The sequence below is a fragment of the Nocardioides gansuensis genome (assembly GCF_003076135.1).
GTDB lineage: Bacteria > Actinomycetota > Actinomycetes > Propionibacteriales > Nocardioidaceae > Nocardioides > Nocardioides gansuensis.
This window is the reverse complement of the sequence record NZ_QDGZ01000010.1, coordinates 48428-65986: the sequence shown is the minus strand read 5'-3', so window position 1 is coordinate 65986 and position 17559 is coordinate 48428. Positions and strand designations below refer to the sequence as shown.

The 17559-nt window shown below is 69.9% G+C and carries 18 protein-coding genes; 10 read left to right on the top strand and 8 right to left on the bottom strand.

Going from position 1 to position 17559, the window contains the following annotated elements; genetic code table 11:
• Positions 1 to 34: 34 nt before the first annotated feature.
• Genes DDE18_RS19745 through DDE18_RS19725 form a run of 6 tightly spaced genes read left to right on the top strand, consistent with a single transcriptional unit; the run spans position 35 to position 3036 of the window.
• Positions 35 to 724 carry an energy-coupling factor ABC transporter permease gene (locus tag DDE18_RS19745; protein ID WP_165821256.1) on the top strand — a complete coding sequence of 230 codons (690 nt, stop codon included), beginning with the start codon at positions 35 to 37 and terminating at the stop codon, positions 722 to 724.
• Positions 721 to 1029 carry a PDGLE domain-containing protein gene (locus DDE18_RS23135; RefSeq protein ID WP_165821255.1) on the top strand — a complete coding sequence of 103 codons (309 nt, stop codon included), beginning with the start codon at positions 721 to 723 and terminating at the stop codon, positions 1027 to 1029. The genes DDE18_RS19745 and DDE18_RS23135 overlap by 4 nt, the downstream gene beginning before the upstream one ends.
• Position 1030: 1 nt before the next feature.
• Positions 1031 to 1699: a cobalt ECF transporter T component CbiQ gene (gene cbiQ, locus DDE18_RS19740; RefSeq protein ID WP_116573983.1), complete on the top strand. Its 669-nt coding sequence runs from the start codon at positions 1031 to 1033 to the stop codon at positions 1697 to 1699.
• Positions 1696 to 2451: an energy-coupling factor ABC transporter ATP-binding protein gene (locus tag DDE18_RS19735; protein WP_116573982.1), complete on the top strand. Its 756-nt coding sequence runs from the start codon at positions 1696 to 1698 to the stop codon at positions 2449 to 2451. Before cbiQ ends, DDE18_RS19735 begins: the two co-directional genes overlap by 4 nt.
• On the top strand, positions 2448 to 2696 hold the full coding sequence (locus tag DDE18_RS19730) for a DUF3618 domain-containing protein (protein WP_116573981.1): 249 nt from the start codon (positions 2448 to 2450) through the stop codon (positions 2694 to 2696). Before DDE18_RS19735 ends, DDE18_RS19730 begins: the two co-directional genes overlap by 4 nt.
• A gap of 40 nt (positions 2697 to 2736) precedes the next feature.
• On the top strand, positions 2737 to 3036 hold the full coding sequence (locus tag DDE18_RS19725; protein WP_116574072.1) for a GroES family chaperonin: 300 nt from the start codon (positions 2737 to 2739) through the stop codon (positions 3034 to 3036).
• Between the two features lie 29 nt (positions 3037 to 3065).
• Here the strand turns inward: DDE18_RS19725 and DDE18_RS19720 are convergent, their stop codons facing one another.
• The 3 genes from DDE18_RS19720 to DDE18_RS19710 form a co-directional block, all read right to left on the bottom strand.
• Positions 3066 to 4580 (bottom strand): hypothetical protein, encoded by a 1515-nt coding sequence (locus DDE18_RS19720; protein ID WP_116573980.1) that lies wholly within the window; start codon positions 4578 to 4580, stop codon positions 3066 to 3068.
• Between the two features lie 16 nt (positions 4581 to 4596).
• The gene (locus DDE18_RS19715; RefSeq protein ID WP_116573979.1) at positions 4597 to 4983 is read right to left on the bottom strand and encodes a DUF2784 domain-containing protein; all 387 of its coding nucleotides are present in this window, start codon (positions 4981 to 4983) and stop codon (positions 4597 to 4599) included.
• Positions 4984 to 5177: 194 nt separating this feature from the next.
• Positions 5178 to 6110, bottom strand: coding sequence for an endonuclease/exonuclease/phosphatase family protein (locus DDE18_RS19710; RefSeq protein ID WP_116573978.1), 933 nt, complete (start codon positions 6108 to 6110; stop codon positions 5178 to 5180).
• A gap of 194 nt (positions 6111 to 6304) precedes the next feature.
• On the opposite strand from DDE18_RS19710, the gene DDE18_RS19705 reads away from it, so the two are divergent.
• Positions 6305 to 6811 (top strand): hypothetical protein, encoded by a 507-nt coding sequence (locus DDE18_RS19705; RefSeq protein ID WP_116573977.1) that lies wholly within the window; start codon positions 6305 to 6307, stop codon positions 6809 to 6811.
• A gap of 158 nt (positions 6812 to 6969) precedes the next feature.
• Entirely contained in the window at positions 6970 to 8955 is a 1986-nt protein-coding gene (locus DDE18_RS19700) for an Ig-like domain-containing protein (protein WP_165821254.1), read from the top strand.
• A 274-nt stretch (positions 8956 to 9229) separates the two neighbouring features.
• Here DDE18_RS19700 and DDE18_RS19690 read toward each other — a convergent pair whose 3' ends face one another.
• Both DDE18_RS19690 and DDE18_RS19685 read right to left on the bottom strand, forming a co-directional pair.
• Positions 9230 to 10894, bottom strand: a complete 1665-nt coding sequence (locus tag DDE18_RS19690; protein ID WP_116573975.1) for an FAD-dependent oxidoreductase — start codon at positions 10892 to 10894, stop codon at positions 9230 to 9232.
• Positions 10891 to 12918, bottom strand: a complete 2028-nt coding sequence (locus DDE18_RS19685; RefSeq protein ID WP_116573974.1) for an ATP-binding protein — start codon at positions 12916 to 12918, stop codon at positions 10891 to 10893. Before DDE18_RS19685 ends, DDE18_RS19690 begins: the two co-directional genes overlap by 4 nt.
• Before the next feature lie 195 nt (positions 12919 to 13113).
• Between DDE18_RS19685 and DDE18_RS19680 the strand changes: the two genes are divergently transcribed.
• A complete protein-coding gene (locus DDE18_RS19680; protein WP_211754654.1) occupies positions 13114 to 13695 on the top strand; it encodes an AMIN-like domain-containing (lipo)protein in 582 nt (193 codons plus the stop codon).
• Positions 13696 to 14417: 722 nt separating this feature from the next.
• Complete coding sequence (locus DDE18_RS19670; RefSeq protein WP_116573973.1) at positions 14418 to 15365, top strand: sulfite exporter TauE/SafE family protein; 948 nt, start codon at positions 14418 to 14420, stop codon at positions 15363 to 15365.
• 85 nt (positions 15366 to 15450) lie between these two features.
• Here the strand turns inward: DDE18_RS19670 and DDE18_RS19665 are convergent, their stop codons facing one another.
• From DDE18_RS19665 to DDE18_RS19655, 3 genes are all read right to left on the bottom strand, one after another.
• Entirely contained in the window at positions 15451 to 16032 is a 582-nt protein-coding gene (locus DDE18_RS19665) for a DinB family protein (protein WP_116573972.1), read from the bottom strand.
• Positions 16033 to 16166: 134 nt separating this feature from the next.
• The gene (locus DDE18_RS19660; RefSeq protein WP_116573971.1) at positions 16167 to 16517 is read right to left on the bottom strand and encodes a UBP-type zinc finger domain-containing protein; all 351 of its coding nucleotides are present in this window, start codon (positions 16515 to 16517) and stop codon (positions 16167 to 16169) included.
• Positions 16518 to 16757: 240 nt separating this feature from the next.
• Positions 16758 to 17552 (bottom strand): SDR family NAD(P)-dependent oxidoreductase, encoded by a 795-nt coding sequence (locus DDE18_RS19655; protein WP_116573970.1) that lies wholly within the window; start codon positions 17550 to 17552, stop codon positions 16758 to 16760.
• Positions 17553 to 17559 lie beyond the last annotated feature (7 nt).

Sequence of the window (17559 nt, the reverse complement as noted above, 5' to 3'; positions counted from 1 at the left end):
GTTGTTGCAAACCATATGCAATAAGGTGGACGGCGTGCATGTGCCCGACGGTTTCCTCGACGCGCCCACCTCGCTCGCCACGGGGGTGGTGGCGATGGCGGGGGTCGGGCTGGCCCTGCGCGGGGCCCGCCGTGAGCTCGACGACCGTACCGCTCCCATGGCCGGCCTCGTCGCCACCTTCGTCTTCGCCGGACAGATGATGAACTTCCCGGTCGCGGCGGGCACCAGCGGACACCTGCTCGGCGGCGCCCTGGCCGCGGTCCTCGTAGGCCCGTGGTCGGCCGTCCTCTGCCTCAGCGTGGTGCTCCTGGTCCAGGCCCTCTTCATGGCCGACGGCGGCATCACGGCGCTGGGCACCAACGTGACGCTGATGGCCCTCGTGGCGGTCGTGGTCGGCTGGGTCGTGTTCGCCGGTGCGCGGCGGGTGCTGCCACGGCGAACGTCCTCGATCGCGCCCGCCGCCGCGCTCGCGGGCTTCGCCAGCGTGCCGGCCGCCGCCGCGGTCTTCACCCTGCTCTTCACGGTCGGCGGGCAGGCACCCGTCGACCCCGGCACCGTCCTGGTCGCGATGCTCTCCTGGCACGCCGTCATCGGCGTGGGGGAGGCAGTGATCACCGGCCTGGTGGTCGGCAGCGTCGTCGCCGTCCGGCCCGACCTGGTGTACGGCGCGCGGCCGGTGCTGGCCGAGCGCGAGCTCGAGATCCGTGAGGTGGTGGCCCGATGAGGACGCGCACGTTCCTGGCCCTCGGCCTGCTGGTCTGCCTCCTCGTCGCCGGCGTCGCCAGCTACTACGCCAGCGCCCACCCGGACGGGCTGGAGCACGTGGCCGAGCAGGCCGGCTTCGGCCACACGGCCGAGGACTCGGCGACCGCCGACAGCCCGCTCGCCGACTACCAGACCCGAGGGGTGGAGGACTCCCGCGTCAGTGGGGGACTCGCCGGCGTTGCCGGCGTCGCGCTGGTCGCCGTGCTCGGCGGCGGGCTCTTCTGGCTGGTGCGACGCCGGGACCCTGCCGCGAGCGACGGCTGAGATGGGCGCCGGCCACAAGCATCGCCTCCACTACCACGGGCACAGCCCGGTCCACCGGACTCCCGCGCACGTCAAGCTGCTCGCGCTCGTGGCGTTCATGCTCGTCGTCGTCGCGACGCCCGCCGGCTGGTGGACCTTCCACGGCGTGCAGGCGGTCCTGCTGCTCGGCGTCGTCGCGGCGAGCCGGGTGCCACCGCTCTACCTCGCCAAGCGCATGGTCGTCGAGGTGCCCTTCGTGGTCTTCGCGCTGCTGGTGCCCTTCGTCGCCACGGGACCGCGCACCGACGTGCTCGGCCTCAGCCTCTCCGAGCCGGGCCTCGTCGCGGCCGGGGCGCTGCTGGCCAAGGGCACGCTCGGTGTGCTGGCGTCCCTGACTCTGGCGGCCACGACGGAGGCGCCCGACCTGCTGCGCGGGCTGCAGCGACTCCGGATGCCCGACCTGCTCGTGCAGATCATGGGCTTCATGATCCGCTACCTCGACGTGGTCACCGGCGAGCTGGGCCGGATGACGACGGCGATGCGGGCCCGCGGGTGCGAGCCCCGCTCCCCGCGGCACTGGCCGGTGCTCGCGCGGGCCATGGGGTCGCTGTTCATCCGCTCCTACGAGCGCGGGGAACGGGTCCACCTCGCCATGCTCTCCCGTGGCTACGACGGGTCGCTGCCCTCATGAGCGCGCCCACCCTCGAGGTCCGTGGCCTCGCCTACGCCTACCCCGACGGCCACCAGGCTCTCTTCGGCGTGGACCTCCACGTCCACCCGGGCGAGCGGGTGGCGCTCCTCGGGCCCAACGGCGCCGGCAAGACCACGCTCGTCCTCCACCTCAACGGCATCCTCGCCCCTGGGCGCGGCACCGTCACGGTGAGCGGGCTGCCCGTGGTCAGGGCCAACCACAAGGAGGTACGACGCCGCGTCGGCGTCGTCTTCCAGGATCCCGACGACCAGCTGTTCCTCGGCACGGTGCGGCAGGACGTCGCCTTCGGCCCCGCCAACATGGGGATGCGCGGTGAGGCGCTGGAGCGGCGGGTGATGGAGTCGCTGGACAAGGTCGGCATGGCCGACTTCGCGGACCGCCCGCCCCATCACCTCTCCTTCGGCCAGCGCCGCCGGGTCGCGGTGGCCACGGTCCTGGCCATGGACCCGGAGATCCTCGTGCTGGACGAGCCCAGCTCCAACCTCGACCCGGCCAGCCGCCGCGAGCTGGCCGACATCCTGCGCAGCCTGGACGTCACGGTGCTGATGGTGACGCACGACCTGCCCTACGCCCTGGAGCTCTGCCCTCGCTCCGTCGTGCTCAGTGACGGGGTGGTCGTGGCGGACGGTCGCACGTTCGACGTGCTCACCGACGATGCGCTGATGCGGGCCCACCGGCTGGAGCTGCCCTGGGGGTTCGACCCGCGGGCGATTGGTAACCTTCCCGCGTGACCAACGAACTGAGCTCGCTCGAGCGTGAGATCGAGGAGACGCGTCAGCGTCTCGCGCAGACGATCGACCAGCTCGCCTACCGCGCGAACCCGAAGACGATCGTCGGGCGCGAGGTGACGACCGTGAAGTCGCACTTCGTCGACCTCGAGACGGGGGCGCCGCGCACGGACAACATCATCAAGGTCGCCGGCGGTGTCGTGGGCGCGATCGTGCTCCTCGCCGTCATCCGCAAGCTCACCCGCTGATCCTTCCGTGAGCGACGCCCAGGGGTCAGCCCCCATCAAGATGCTCCACGACCGGATCCTGGTCGAGCTCGACCGGGATGCGGGGGAGCGCCGTTCCTCGGGCGGGATCGTCATCCCGGCCACCGCGGCCATGGGCGCGCGCCGCCTCGCCTGGTCCAAGGTCATCGCCAAGGGTCCGCACGCCCGCGCCGTCGAGGTCGGCGATCGGGTCCTCTTCGACCCCGAGGACAAGGCGGAGGTCGAGGTCCACGGCGAGGTCTACGTCGTGATGCGCGAGCGCGACATCCATGCGGTGGCGGCCGAGCGGCTCGACGCCGGCTCCACCGGGCTCTACCTCTAGCTGCCGGTGACAGCTGTGGATCGCGGAGCTCAGCAGGCTGGTGGTGCAGCAGCCGGACGGGTCAGGTCCGAGCGCAGCCACACGGCATGGCCGCAGATCGTGGCCACGACGTCGTAGCGGGCCTTGATGACCGAGCGCAGCTGGTCGCCCTCGTCGATGTTCCAGGAGTTCAACGCACTGGTCTGGACGATCCAGGTCGGGGCCTCGGGCCCTGCCAGGGTCGCGCGCAACCTCGCGAGCTCCGGGTCGAGGGTGCGCACGGGCAGGCTCCACAGGTACGGGTAGGGGGAGCGCAGGTCGGCTGCCTCCAGGACCGACGGATGACCGTAGACCACGACCGCGGTGTCGGACGGGTGGCTGGACTCGGCGAGCCAGGTGCCGGTGCGCTGCAGGGACCAGACGCCCGGGACCGCGGCGTACGCCACGGTGGTGACGACAGCGGCCACGGCCGCCGAGAGGACGGTGACCCTCGCCGCCCACCGCATCGACGCGCCCGCGACCGAGTCCGAGGCGGCGCGGATGCCGGCTGCCAGGGCCAGCATGGGGACCAGCTGCAGCAGGTAGTGGGGCCAGTAGCTGCCGCCGGCCAGCAGCGCTGCCACGGCGAACACGAGTGTGCAGCTGACGGCCCAGTGCTCGGGCGAGGTGGGCGTCGCGCGGCGCCACGCCCAGGCGAGCGGCACCATGCCACTGACGATGGCCAGCGCGACGAGTCGGACGCCCCGCGTGAGGGGCCTGTGAATGCTGTCCTGCCAGATCACCGCGAAGGCGTCCGCCCGGAACGCCACCAGCTCGGCCCACAGGCTCGTTCCGTCGACTCCGGCGGAGCGTGCCCACGTGAGGACGGCGAGGAGGGGCACCACCGCCCCGAGCCCCGCACCGACGGCCACCACACGCGCCCGGCCTGGGAGCACCCGCCGGCGCAGTGCCGAGTCAGCGGTCACCAACGCCAGGACGAACACCAGCCCGTCGAGGAAGCTCTGCTTGATGAGCGGTGCCGCGGCCGCACAGACGCCCGCCGCGACGGCGTACCAGAACGCGCGACGGCACCCGCGAGCGCGCCACGCCTCCAGCGTCAGGGCCACGCTTGCCGCGACTATCGGGAGAGCGAACAGCTCCCCGTCCGCCTGGTCTGCGGCGAGCGCCGGAGAGGTCACGAGTGCAGCGGCCACGGCCGCACTCCAGCACGCACCGCGGCCGCCCGCGACGAGGTAGCCGGCCCGGGCGAGGGCAGCCACGGCGACGACGGCGAACGGGATGCTCAGCGCCCGGATCATCGGATCCCAGTCCGACAGGGCGGCCAGCCGGTAGATCGACATGAGCAGGGGCGGCCGGTCGACGTGGTAGTCGCCGTAGAGGAACTCGCCCCCGGTCTTCCAGTGCCGTGTGGCGAGGAGGTACCCGCCCTCATCGGACCGCAGCGGCTGCCAGACGTAGATGAGCCGGACCAGCACGACCACGCCGCAGGCGTAGGTGACCCAGCGACGCACGCCGACGGAGTCACGGGGCGTCCGCCGAGCCGGTCGTTCGAACGCGATCGCCACCAGGCCCCCCGACCCGTCAGGTCGCGACCTGGCGAGCTGGGCGGACGCCTCCTGCGCCCAACCACCTCTCGGCGAGGACCAGGTAGACGACGACGATGACGACCAGGTGGAGGCCGTACACCCATGGTTGCGAGCCGTCCGGCAGGTAACTGCCGAAGACGTAGTGGTCCAGGAACGACTCAGGGTATGGCGCCTCGCCCGACCGGGACCGCAGGGACTTCTCCAGCACCGTCAACGGGCAACGCCAGTGCATCGCCACGATCACGATCCCCCACGTCACGGCGGCCAGGTGCAGCAGGAGGACCTGACGTCCGAACCACAGCACCAGCAACCCGCCCAACGCCTGGAACACCAGGTAGGCGGCGTGCAGCGCGACCACGAGGTCGCCGAGGCTGCCCCACATGCTGTGAGGTACCCGTTGGGCTGCTACGCCGAACCCGCAGCGCAGCGTCCCGGCCAGAGACGTAAGAGGCCCCGCAGGAGTCTCGGGTCACCTGCGGGGCTTGTATCCATGATGCCAGAGCCATCCGGATCCGGTCCCGGGGATCCGCAAAATCGGTGGAGCGAAGATTTCTGGCCAGGGAAGGACACAAGGCGTCAGATATCGAGCGTCATCACGACCGGCCGGTGGTCCGACTGCGGTGCGTTGCGACGCCTCCTCGGGTCGTCGGTGATCGAGGGCGTCCTGCCGCTGCCGGTGGTCACGTCCGTCACGTCGTCGAGGAGCGCATGGCTCACGAGCAGGTGGTCGATCAGCTCGCGGCGGCCGCGGTAGACGCGCGAGTAGCGCTGCTCCTCGGGAATGAGGGGAGCCAGGTTGAAGAGTCGGTGGCCGTCTCCCCGGTCAGGCTGGGTGTGCCCGGGTGTGCCGATCTCGGAACCACCGGGCCCGAGGAAGATCTGGGTGGTCGCGGCCTGGGGCTCGTCGTTCAGGTCACCGGCGACGACGACCGCCCTGGAGGTCCCGTCTCCTTCAAGGAGGGCGTCGGCGCCGGCCCGGACGGTAGCCGCTTCAGCGGCGCGTCGGTGGAGGGCGTAGACGGCGAAGCGCGCCCGCTCGCCCTCGTCCTTGGGGCCGAACCGGCCGCCGGGGTAGGTCAGCAGCTTCGACTTCAGGTGCGTGGTGATCACGTCGAGGCGTGTGCCGCCGGCATCGACACGTGCCTGCAGGGCCGGTCGACCCATCTGCTCGATGCGCTCGCCCGCGTCGTCGACCTGGACGCCGCCGAGCTCCGTGGGGAAGTCTGCGAACTGCGCCACGTCCGCCAGGGCTAGCCGCGAGACGAACCCGACGCGGATGCCTCGGCGATCCGGGTCGGCGAGTGCGGTCACCCAGGCACCCGGAAGTCTCTCGACCAGGTCATCGAGGGCTTCGGGGTCCCCGACCTCCTGGACCGCCAGCACGTCGGGCGCCAGCTCGGTGACGGTGGCGGCCAGTCCGGCGAGCTTCACGTCGTACTCGGCCTGGCCGGTGGGTCCGTCCCCGCCAGGCTTGAAGAGGTTCTCCAGGTTCCACGTCCCGAGTCGCATGCACCCACCGTGGCACGCCCGTTCTGGGCGGCCCGGCCCGGGCGGCCATGGAGACAGCAGATTGGACGGATGCAGTCCTCAAGTCGCGGAGACCGCCGCCCGATACAGCAGATGTCAACGAACAAGCAGGCCACCGCCACATGGCCCGGGACTCCAGGGCTGGCCGGGCTTGCCGAACTGAAAAGGAACTCTCAATGCAGGAGCAGACCACTGACGGTGCGACGCACGGCAAGCGCAGGATCAGCCGGAAGAAGAGGGTCGTCGCGCTGACGGTCCTCCTCGTCGGGATCGCCGGAGCCGCGTTCGCCTACTGGACAGCCACCGGCACGGGGTCCGGTAGTGCCGACACCGGCACCACGGCCGGCATCACCGTCCACCAGACAAGCACGGTCACCAACCTGGCCCCCGGGTCGGGCACCCAGCCGCTCAGCGGCAAGTTCACCAACACCAACGACGGGCCGGTCTACGTCACCGCCGTGGCCGCCGAGGTGACCGAGGTCAACGACGCGCTGGGCGACCCGGTCGACGGGTGCTCCGCAGCCGACTACACCATCGCCGGCACCGGAGTCGTTGGCGCCGAGGTGCCCGTCGGAGCCAACGTGGGCTCGTGGGGCAACCTGACCATCGCCTTCAACAACACCGCCGCGAACCAGGACGCCTGCAAGAACGCACAGCTGGTGATCAGCTACACCGCCAGCTGATGATCACTGGGGGTGGGAGGCGCCTCGGCGCCTCCCACCTTCTTTGCCCTTCCCTGTTGGAGCTCATTGCCATGGTTCGGATCTCGCGTGGACGGCGGCAGCCGGGCGGCCATCTGGCCCCCCGGCACCGAGCCCGGCGCACCCACAACGCGAGCCGCGTGGCGAGGGCGCTCCTGATCGCCAGCCTGGTCGCATTGGTGGGCATGTTCCTCGGGCCCGGCACCGGATGGACATACTGGACCGCCACCGCTGGCGGCGAGGGAGCAGCGGCGACCGGCACCATGCTCCCCCCGACGGAGGTCACCGGCTCCGTGTCGGAAGAACCGGGCACCGTGGAGGTCACCTGGACTGAAGCAGTCGCTCCTGGGGGCGGCCCGGGACAGGGGTACTTCCTCACCCGCACCCGAGAGGGCGACGGCACGACGAGCGCCGCCTGCGGCACCTCGCCGTCAGCGCCGACGACCAGCCTGAAGTGCCAGGACCAACCACAACCAGACGGCGACTACCACTACGTCGTCACCGCGATCCACCAGACCTGGACGGCCGCGAGCAACCCGAGCAACACGGTCAACATCGACACCCTCGCCCCGGAGGCCCCCTCCGCGCCACAGCTGACGACCGCCAGCGACACCGGCAGCTCGCCCACCGACCGGGTCACCAACGACCCCACACCGACGCTCACCGGCACGGCCGAGCCCGGCTCCACGGTCACCGTGTTCGCGGTCGGCACCGCGGTCGGCACCGGCGTGGCCACCGCAGGCACCTACTCGATCACCACGTCGGTCCTAGGCGAGGGATCGCAGACCCTCACCGCGGCGGCAACCGACGGGGCGGGAAACACCGGGCCAGCATCGTCTGGCACCCAGGTCACCATCGACACCCTCCGCCCCGCTGTGACCGTGGACCAGCAAGCCGGCCAGGCCGACCCCACGAACAGCGAGCCGATCAACTACGGCGTGCGCTTCTCCGAGCCGGTCACCGGCTTCACCGCGGACGACGTGGAGCTCAGGGCTCCTGCGGGCGCGACCGCCCTGGTCACCGGCACCGGAGCGACCTACAACGTGGCGGTCACCGCGATGACCACCGACGGCACCGTCACGATCCGGGTCGCCAGCGAGGCGGCACACGACCTGGCGGGCAACGGCAACCACCCCTCGACCAGCACCGACGACAGCGTCACCCGCGACACCGCCGCCCCCGCCGCCCCCTCCGCCCCCACCTTGACCGCCCAGAGTGACTCCGGGACCTCCGACAGCGACCGGATCACACACGTGACCACGCCGACGTTCACCGGAACCGCCGAGGCCGGCACCACGGTCACCCTCTACAGCGGCGGCGTCGCCGTCGGCAGCGGTGCGGCGGCCACCGAAGGCAGCTACGCCATCGCGACGACGTCCTTGGCCGAGGGGACAGCGACGATCACCGCCGCAGCGACCGACGCCGCCGGCAACACCAGCAGCCCCTCGACCGGCACGATGATCACCATCGACGCCACCGCGCCCGCCGCCCCGTCCGCACCGGACCTGATCGCTGGCAGCGACTCCTGGTCTCCCCAAGCCGCTGGGACCACGGACACCGACAACATCACCAACGACACCACACCGACCTTCGCGGGTACGGCGGTGCCCGACTCCACGGTCACCTTGTACAGCGACGGCATGTTCCTCACGAGCGGTGTAGCCGGCGGGGGCAGCTACTCCATCACGCCAGGCACACTCGCCCAGCAAGCGCAGACGGTCAACGCCACGGCCTCTGACGCCGCCGGCAACGCCAGCGCGGCCTCGCCCGGGATCACTGTGACCATCGACTCCACCGCACCCACGGTGGCCATCACGCACGTCACCTACAGCAACGGGCTCGTCACCACCACCGGCACCGCCGGGATCGGCGGCGGAGACGCCGGGAACGTCCATGTCGTCATCTGCAGCGAGAATGCGTTCCCGTGCTCGTCCGGCAGCACCGACTACGCCGGTACGGCGACCGTCAACCAGACCACCGGTGGCTGGACGAACACGTCCAGCGACCTCCAAACCTGCCTCCTGCTCGTGTGCACCGGACCCGGTCAGATCTACGTGCAAGCCACCCAGGCGGACCACGCGGGCAACATCGGCATCAGCAACACCGTGCCCAGGAGCTACTCGTGAGCCGCTCCACGCGAGCGGCCTCTGCAGCCGTCGGACACCGTGAACGCTCCGGCACGCTTTGGACCCCCCGGCCGCGAGCTTGAGCGCTTCGTCGAGGTCGGGAGCGTCGAGAGCCAGAACCCTCCGATGACCTCCTTGGTCTCGAGGTACGAGCCATCGGTCATCACCGGCGTCTCACCCTGGCCGTCGACGACGGTCGCCGTGGACGCCGGCTGGAGCCCTCCGGCGAAGACCCAGTAGCCCTCGACTGCTCCGTCCCTGTCCTCGCGCGGCGCTACACGGTGGCCAGATAGCGGTGCACGACGCTGACACAACCGGAGCCCTCGCCTACCGCAGCCGCCACTCGCTTGCCTGAACCCGCGCGCACGTCGCCCGCTGCGAAGATGCCCGGCACGCTGGTCTCGAAGAGATACGGGTCCCGGTCCGGCAGCCAGCCGGCAGGTCGGCCGCTGGCGGCGGAGGGCAGATCGGGTCCCGTCAGCACATAGCCCTTCTCGTCCAGCTCCACGAGATCGGCGACCGTCGCGGTGTGCGGCGCGCTGCCGATGAAGATGAACAGCGCGGCGAGCTGAATCGATCGGACGTCGCCGGTGCTCACATCGCGGACCGAGACGCCCTCGAGGTGGCCGGCACCGTAGACCTCCACCACCTCCAGGCCGGTCTGGACCTCGATGTTGGACGCCGCCTCGATGCGGTCGATGAGGTACCGGGACATGCTCTTGTGCAGTGAGTCGGCGCGGACCAGCATCGTGACCCGGCTGGCGTACCTCGAGAAGAACAGGGCGCCCTGACCGGCTGAGTTGGCGCCGCCCATCACGCAGACGTGGCGTCCGCGATACGTCGCAGCCTCGGTCATCGCCGCCCCGTAGAAGACGCCGCGCCCGGTCAGTGTCTCGACCCCAGGCACCTGGAGCGTGCGCACCGAGACTCCTTGAGCGAGGATCACGGCGTAGCTCGAGACCTCCGTGCCGTTGCCGAGACGGACGACCCGGTACGGGTCGTCGCGGCGGATGGCCGTCACCTCCTGTGCGCTGAGCAGCTCCGCCCCGAAGCGCTTGGCCTGGGCCGTCGCGCGGCGGGCCAGGTCCGCGCCGGAGACTCCGGCCGGGAAGCCGAGGTAGTTCTCGATCTGCGAGCTGGTGCCGGCCTGACCCCCGGGAGCCTCCTGCTCGACCATCAGCGTGGCCAGCCCTTCCGACGCGGCGTACACCGCGGCCGCCAGACCCGCCGGGCCGCCGCCGACGATCACCAGGTCGTAGAACGGCCGGCTCGCGACAGTCCGCATCCCGACCTTCTCCGCGAGCTCCTGGTGGGTGGGCCGGACCAGTGTGCTCCCGTCGGCGAACAAGACGACGGGCAGCAGCGTCGGGTCTCCCGTGACGCTCGTGACGAGCTCTCGCACCGACTCGTCGCCGTCGACGTCCAGCCAGCGGTAGGGCACACCGTTGCGGGACAAGAACTCCTTGACGGCGTAGCTCTGCGGTGACCAGGTCCCACCAGCCACCCGGAGGCCGTCGTAGGGGAGTCGCACGTTCGCTGACCAGTCCGACAGCAGGTCGTCCAGGACGGGGTAGAGACGCAGGTCCGGCGGGTCCCAGGGCTTGAGCAGGTAGTGGTCGAGGCCGACGTCGTTGATGCCTCGGATCGCCGCCTCGGTGTCGGCGTACGCCGTGAGCAGCACCCGACGTGCGTCCGGATGCAGCTTGCGCGCCTCCTGCAGCATCTCCGTCCCGGACATCCCTGGCATTCGTTCGTCGACCAGGAAGAGCGCGACCGGCGTCCCGCGCTGCTTCAGCTCGACGGCGGCCTGGAGCCCGGCGCGTCCCGAGCTCGCCTTCAGGATCCGGTACTCGCCGCGGTAGTGGCGTCGCAGGTCGCGTTCGATCGCGCCCAGCACCTCGTGGTCGTCGTCGACGCTCAGGATGACCGGCTTGCTCATCGGGCACCTCCTTCAACTGCGTCGATCGGGAGCCGTACGGTGAAGCAGGTCTCGCCCGGCACCGATGTGACGCTGATCGTGCCGTGGTGCCTCTCTGTGACGATGGAGTACGTCGTGGAGAGTCCCAGCCCGGTGCCCTCACCTGGCTCCTTGGTCGTGAAGAAGGGGTCGAACACCTTGTGCTGGATCGACGACGGGATGCCCGGTCCGTCGTCGACGATCTCGACCACTGCCCAGTCACTGTCCCGGTGGGTGCGGATAGTGATCGTCCCCTTGCCGTTCATCGCATCTGCAGCGTTGTCGAGCAGGTTCATCCAGACCTGGTTCAGCTCGCTGCCGTAGGCGGCGACCGGCGGGACGTCGCCGTACTCGCGACGCACCTCGATCCCGTGCTTGAGCTTGTTGCGCAAGATGACCAGCGTGTTGTCGATGCCTTCATGGAGGTCGACCGCCTGGACGGGGGCCTGACCGAGGTAGGAGTAGCTCTTGAGAGCACCGACGATCTCGGAGATCCGTCCGGCGCCCTGCCCGATCTCATGGGTGAGCAGGTATACCCGGAAAGCGCTGCTGGCCCAGGCGAGCACGACCGGCAGACCCTGCGGACCGACCCGGTCCAGAAGCCGGTCGAGGTCGTCCGGGTCCAGGCCCTGGGACACCAACGTGGGCGCCAGGTCCCAGGCACCCTCGACGTCGTGGTCGTCGAGCCAGTCCTCGATCTCCGCCTCGCGGTCGGAGCGCTCGACGGTGCCCAGGTCGCTCGGCCGTACGGCGTGCTCGCGGGCGCGTGCTTCCAGCTCGCGCAGCACCTCGCGGGCATCACCGACCTCGGCGACCGCGTCGAGCTGGAGGTGGGCTGCCTCGAGGTCGGCAAACGCCTCGCTGAGCTGGTTGGCCGCGCGCCGGGTGGCCGCCGCGGGGTTGTTCAGCTCGTGCGCGACGCCGGCGGCCAAGGTGCCGAGGGTGGCCATCCGCTCACTCTGCCGCAGGGCGCTCTCGGCCTTCTTCTGGGCCGTGACGTCGGCGCCGAAGACGAACACCAGCCGGCTCTGCCGGTCGAAGCGGTGTGCGAACACGTAGGCCCGGTCGTCGATCCAGGCCTCATGGGGCACCGCCGCTCCCTCGGCCGCGAGGAATGCGTCCCACGCCTCGGAGTCGATGCCGGGACACAGATCCCGCCAGCTCCGACCGATCAGCTCGTCGCCGAAGACACTCCGGGCGGCGGCGTTCGCCATCAGCACCTTCGCGCCGATGTCCATCCGCAGCACAGGACCGGGGTTCATCTCCGGGAACCTGGCCATCTCCCTGAGGGTCGCGGCCTGCTCGGCCAGGAGCTTCTCGTTCCTCCGCCGAGCCGTGATGTCGGCTCCATATGCGAAGACGAGGTCGCCGTTGTCCGAGCGCACGTGCGAGAACAGGATGTAGACGTCGTCCTTCTCCGCCTCGTGCAGAACGCGGACGGGGGAGCCTGGCTCGACGTCGAGAACCTGCTGCCAGAGGTCCTGGGACATACCCGGGCACAGCTCCAGCCAGTTCCGGCCCCGGATGTCGCCCGCCCCGATGAACCTGCGGGCGGCGGCATTGGCCATCAGGATGGTGCCGTCGCTGGCGAGCCTGCAGACGGGGCCGGGATTCTTCTCCGGGAGCTCTGCCAGCTCGGTGAGGAGTGCGGTGCGGGCGGCGTCCTCGCCGGCCAACTTGTGTCGCTCGGTGGTCTCGGCGAGCACGACCAGCAGGGCCTCGCTCCCCTCCATCCTCCGGCAGGTCACGTCGAACCACAGCTCCGTTCCGTCCACGCGCCGGCAGCGCAGCTCCCGCATGGCGCCGTCGTCGGCGTCGGTCAAGGCGTCGTGGAATCCCGGCTCACCCATGACGTCGTCGACGGGGCGCCCGACGAGCTCGCCGGACGTCGTGTCGAGCAGCTCTGCGAGCCTCGGGTTGGCGTAGTCGACCCTCCCCTCGGGTGCGATCACGGCGACGGCGACCGGGAGCTGGGCAGGAAGATCGGTGAGCAGTTGCTCCACCATCCGATCAGTATCGCGCCCCCGAGGCCGATCGGGGCCGGAACTCAATCACCCCAGCGGTCGTCTGGCCGCCGGGTCCAGGGGTCACGTAGAACGTCTGGAACACGCAGGCCAAGGGGGGCGAGAACGACGAAGGGCAGGGGACGTCAACCAGGTCTGCGTGATCCGCGTGCAACAGGTGTCCAGAAGGAGGACGCCATGAACACTTCCCAGCGAAGTAGGCGCATCGTGCGCCCGCTCGCTCTCGCCCTCGCGGTGAGCATCGCGCCGCTCGCGGCGGTCACATCAGCGCCGACGGCGTCGGCATCGGTCTGTGACGCGCAGTGGGGGTCGCTCATGAAAGCCCGAGCGCCCTATACCAGCAAGCAGATCACGAACATCCGGTCCGGCCGGCACCAATGCTTCGACAGGCTGGTGGTCGACGTCAACGCCAAGGGCCAGGGCAAGCCCGGGTACCAGGTCAAGTACGTCAAGAGGGTCACGAAGGACGGGTCCGGCGCCAACGTTCCGCTCCGAGGTGGCACCAAGCTGCGCATCATCGTCAAGGCCCCGGCGTACGACGACAACGGCAGGCTCACGTACAAGCCCGACAACCGGCGGGAACTCGTCGATGTCGCCGGCTACCGGACATTCCGCCAGGTCGCATGGGCGGGGACCTTCGAGGGGCAGACCACGATCGGGCTCGGGGTGCGGGCCAGGCTACCGATGCGCGCGTTCGTCCTGAACCGCCCCGGCGGCGGGCACACGGTCGTCGTGGATGTCGCACACCGCTGGTACTGACCAGCGCGAGCGCCTTCCCGGACATGCCGCCGGTCGCGCGGTCACAACGAAAAGGAACCCGCGCATGCCTGCGACGAGCGGCTGCGGCTCGCCGGTGAATCGGTGCACACCAAGACCGAAGCCGGCGTCAGGTTCCGACAACCATTGCAAGGCATCGGTCGTGGGGTCACTGGAACAAGCAGCCGATGGTAGGACAAGTCTCAACACCGCCGAAGACTCCGACCGATCAGGTAATCGGAGTAGGTGGGCGCGCCTCAGCTTGCGAGGAAGACGAGGGCCAGGACAGGTCGCCTATCCTCCGTCTGCCGACGGTGAAGCCACAGGCACCTTCCTGCGCTGTCGGAGATGTGCCAAGGAGGACCACGAGGCAGGCACGCACGCCCGTGGCGGGGACAGTGGCTTCTAGTCCAGGGGCGAGTCGAACATCCGCACATGCCGCCGATCGTGCGCACACGCGCCGAGTTGAGCGCGCCTGCGATCAACCTCTCGGCGCGTCGAGCGGGATGAATCGTTCGACGACACGCCCCGCCGAGCGTTGTCCAGCGGTCGGACTTTGACCCTCGGCCGCCATGCAGTCCGACCATCAGCCGACGCGGCGCCCGGCCGAGAGCTCGAAGCGTGGCGGCCGACTGATCCCCTCACCACGTGCGTGCCCTTTTGACATGTAAGTCAAGTACTCCTGTACTATTAACAGGCTTTAGGATCACTCGAGGTGGGTTGCCATGTGGATCGTCGTCGTCTTCGCCCTGGCGGGCGGACTTGCTCAACTCGTGGACGGCACCCTCGGGATGGGCTTCGGCGTCACGTCGGCCACCGTGCTGCTGTTCATGGGTATCGCGCCGGTCACGGCGAGTGCCGCCACGCACGCGGCGAAGTTGCCGACCACGCTGATCAGCGGGCTGTCGCATTGGCGTGAGGGCAACGTCGACACGGCGGTCCTGCTCCGCGTCGCGCTGCCCGGCGCGATGGGCGGCTTCCTGGGCGCCGTCGTCCTCACCAACATCAGCCTCGTCTCGGCGAAGGCCTGGATGTCGGGCCTGCTGGTCTTCTTCGGGTTGGTGATCTTCGCCAGGTTCGGCCTCGGGGTCAGACTGATCCCGACGCCCCAGAACGGCCACACCGCACGCTGGCTCTCGCCGATCGGACTGCTCGGCGGGTTTGTCGACGCCACGGGTGGCGGCGGCTGGGGTCCGGTCGTCACGCCCAGCCTGATGACCGTCACTCGCCACGAGCCGCGCAAGGTGGTCGGCACGGTGAATGCCGCCGAGTTTCTGGTCGCCGTCTCCGTCTCGTTCGGCTTCCTCACCGGCGCTGCGCAGCACGGGGTCCCGTGGCTGCCCGTGACCGGCCTGATCGTCGGCGGGGTCATCATGGCCCCGATCGCGGCCCGGCTGGCCGGCCGACTCCCGCACGCACCGATGGGCACGATGGTCGGCGGCCTGGTGGTCCTGGTCAACGGCGTCACGATCGTCGCCGCCTTGGGCGGACTGCCGGGCTGGGTCGACGCCGTCCTGATCCTGCTCACGGTCGCCGTCATCGGCGCCGTCGCCCGCCAAGCCTGGCGCCGCGAGAGGGATGAGCGCGCGGCCGCCGTCCTTGTCACACCTCATGAGCCTCCGCCCGGCCCGGATGCAGCCCTTCGGGAGAGGGGCACTCCCGAGCCAATCTGACGGAAGCAGGCGCACCAATCCGACTGACAGATCGTCGGTCCTTGGACATCGGCGGCACTGAGGTGGGAGCGATCAGCGAGGCGGCTCACTTCGAAACAGCGGATTGCGCGGCGGCTTCGATCTGTGAGCGGTAGTCGGTCCACCACTGCTCATCGTGCGGCTGCTGGTTCAAGTTGCCTGCTCGCATCCCGGTACGCCCGTCGAGTTGCTCGCGCAGGATGTCGGCGTGTCCAGCGTGGCGAGCGGTCTCTGTGAGGACGTGGACGAGTATCGCGTGCAGCGTCACAGTTGGTCGCCGCCACCATGGCACGTGCCCGGGAGCGTCGAGGTCAAGCGAGCGGATCGTCGCGTCGGCATGCGAGATCGATGCCTGGTAGGTCTCGAGAATCTCCTGGCGGCTCTCCGAAGCGGTCACCCACATATCGGCACCTTCTGGCGCGTCGTCGTCCCACCACGGCAGGTGCGGCGCGAACGGGCGGTTGAAGGTCTTCCCGAAGTACCAGGCCTCGACGATCGAGAGATGTTTGATCAGTCCAAGCAAGTTGGTCCCGGTACGTGTGAGCGGCCTGCGCACGTCGTACTCCGAAAGCCCTTCGGCCTTCCAGATCACCGCTTCACGGGTCTCAGTCAGGTAGTCATGCAGCTGCTGCTTCTGGTCGTCGCTCATGCGGTGCACCCTGCCCTACCCGCGCCATCGCGCGGGGGAGGCGGGGACGTCCGGATTTGCCGCCGATGGTGCGCGGTCTTGCCGAGTTGAAGGTGCGCCGCAGCTGCGAACGCGCCGTCGGCGGTAATGCCCGCTCAACGGTGTATCAGGGTTCGCCAATCGGCCGGGACGCGGCCTGTGGGCCCGGGAACCGCTTGGTCCGCTGGCCGCGATGTGGGCGGTGCCAGCTCCGGACCCTGGAATGAGTTCTGGGTCTTGTAGTCGTAGAACCAGTCCTCGCCGGGCTCGAAGCTCTGGATGTAGCGATGTCCGGTGTTCCTCGCGTGCGCGGTGGCGTGCTGGGCGGGCGACGTGTCGCAGCAGCCGACGTGGCCACAGGTCGCGCAGCGGCGGAGGTGGACCCACCAGCCGGGTGGATCGGCCGCGTCGCAGTCGGCGCAGCCAGTGCCGCTGGGAGCTGCGCGTACGTCGATCTCTGTGACCATGTTCCGGAATCTACTCGTGACGGCAGGTCGGCGATAAGGCACTGCGACCCGCCGTGCAAGTCGACCGTGACCTTATGAGATTTGCCAGAATGATGTCCGCGGGCCCGCTCACCGAGCATCATCGTGGCGGCCGGCGGCCGGCGGCTGACGGGTTGCCGGCGGCAGGGCGTCGACGCGGTGTGCGTGGGCATCGCCTCATCCGCGAGTTCTGGGACCCGACACACTCGGGGGCGGGGCTGCTCAGGGCAGGCTGACCGCGAGCCGTCGTTCGGTGTCCGCGACCAACGCCTTCTGCGATGAAGGTTCCATCGACGCAGCGGATGGCTCGGCGGGCGACGTCTCATCCATATAGGTGCCGCTTGGCACCTCCGCGGTCACCGCCGCGGCGAGGTTGCTGCCGCCGACGCTTGTCGGGACGCCTCGGACGGCGAACATCGCGTGGAGCAGGTCGGTGGCGACGACGCCCGGGTGGATGCTCACTACAGTCGGTCGGATCCTCGTGGCGAGCCAGTTGCTGTAGGTCACGATCGCCAGCTTCGACTGCGCATAGGCCGCCGATGAGGCGTATCCACGTCGTCGGAAGTCGAGGTCCTCTACGTCGAGCTGTGCACTGAAGTGGGTCGCCGACGCGACGTTGACGACCCGCCCGGTTGGGACCAGGGCCGGCAACAGGTGGTGGGTGAGCAGTGCGCTGGCGAGGAAGTTCACCTGATAGGTCAGCTCGGTGCCCGTGGTGCCCGTCGTGAGCGATTGGGGGCCGGGAATCGCGGCGTTGTTGACGAGCACATCCAGGCCAGGGGTGTCCCTGCGCACAGCGTCGGCAAGAGGCTCCACTGTGGCAAGGTCGGTGAAGTCGGCGGACACGTAGGTGATCCGCGCATCGGGGTGGGCACCGCGGGAGAGGCGTGTGGCGATCTGGGCGCCGCGAGCCTCGGGCTCTGGTCCGTGGAGAACCAGGTGGTGCGGGCCAGCGGCGAGCCGGGCAGCTGCGGCGAGGCCGATGCCGCTGGTGGCTCCGGTCAGCAGGATGTGCACGGCGGCT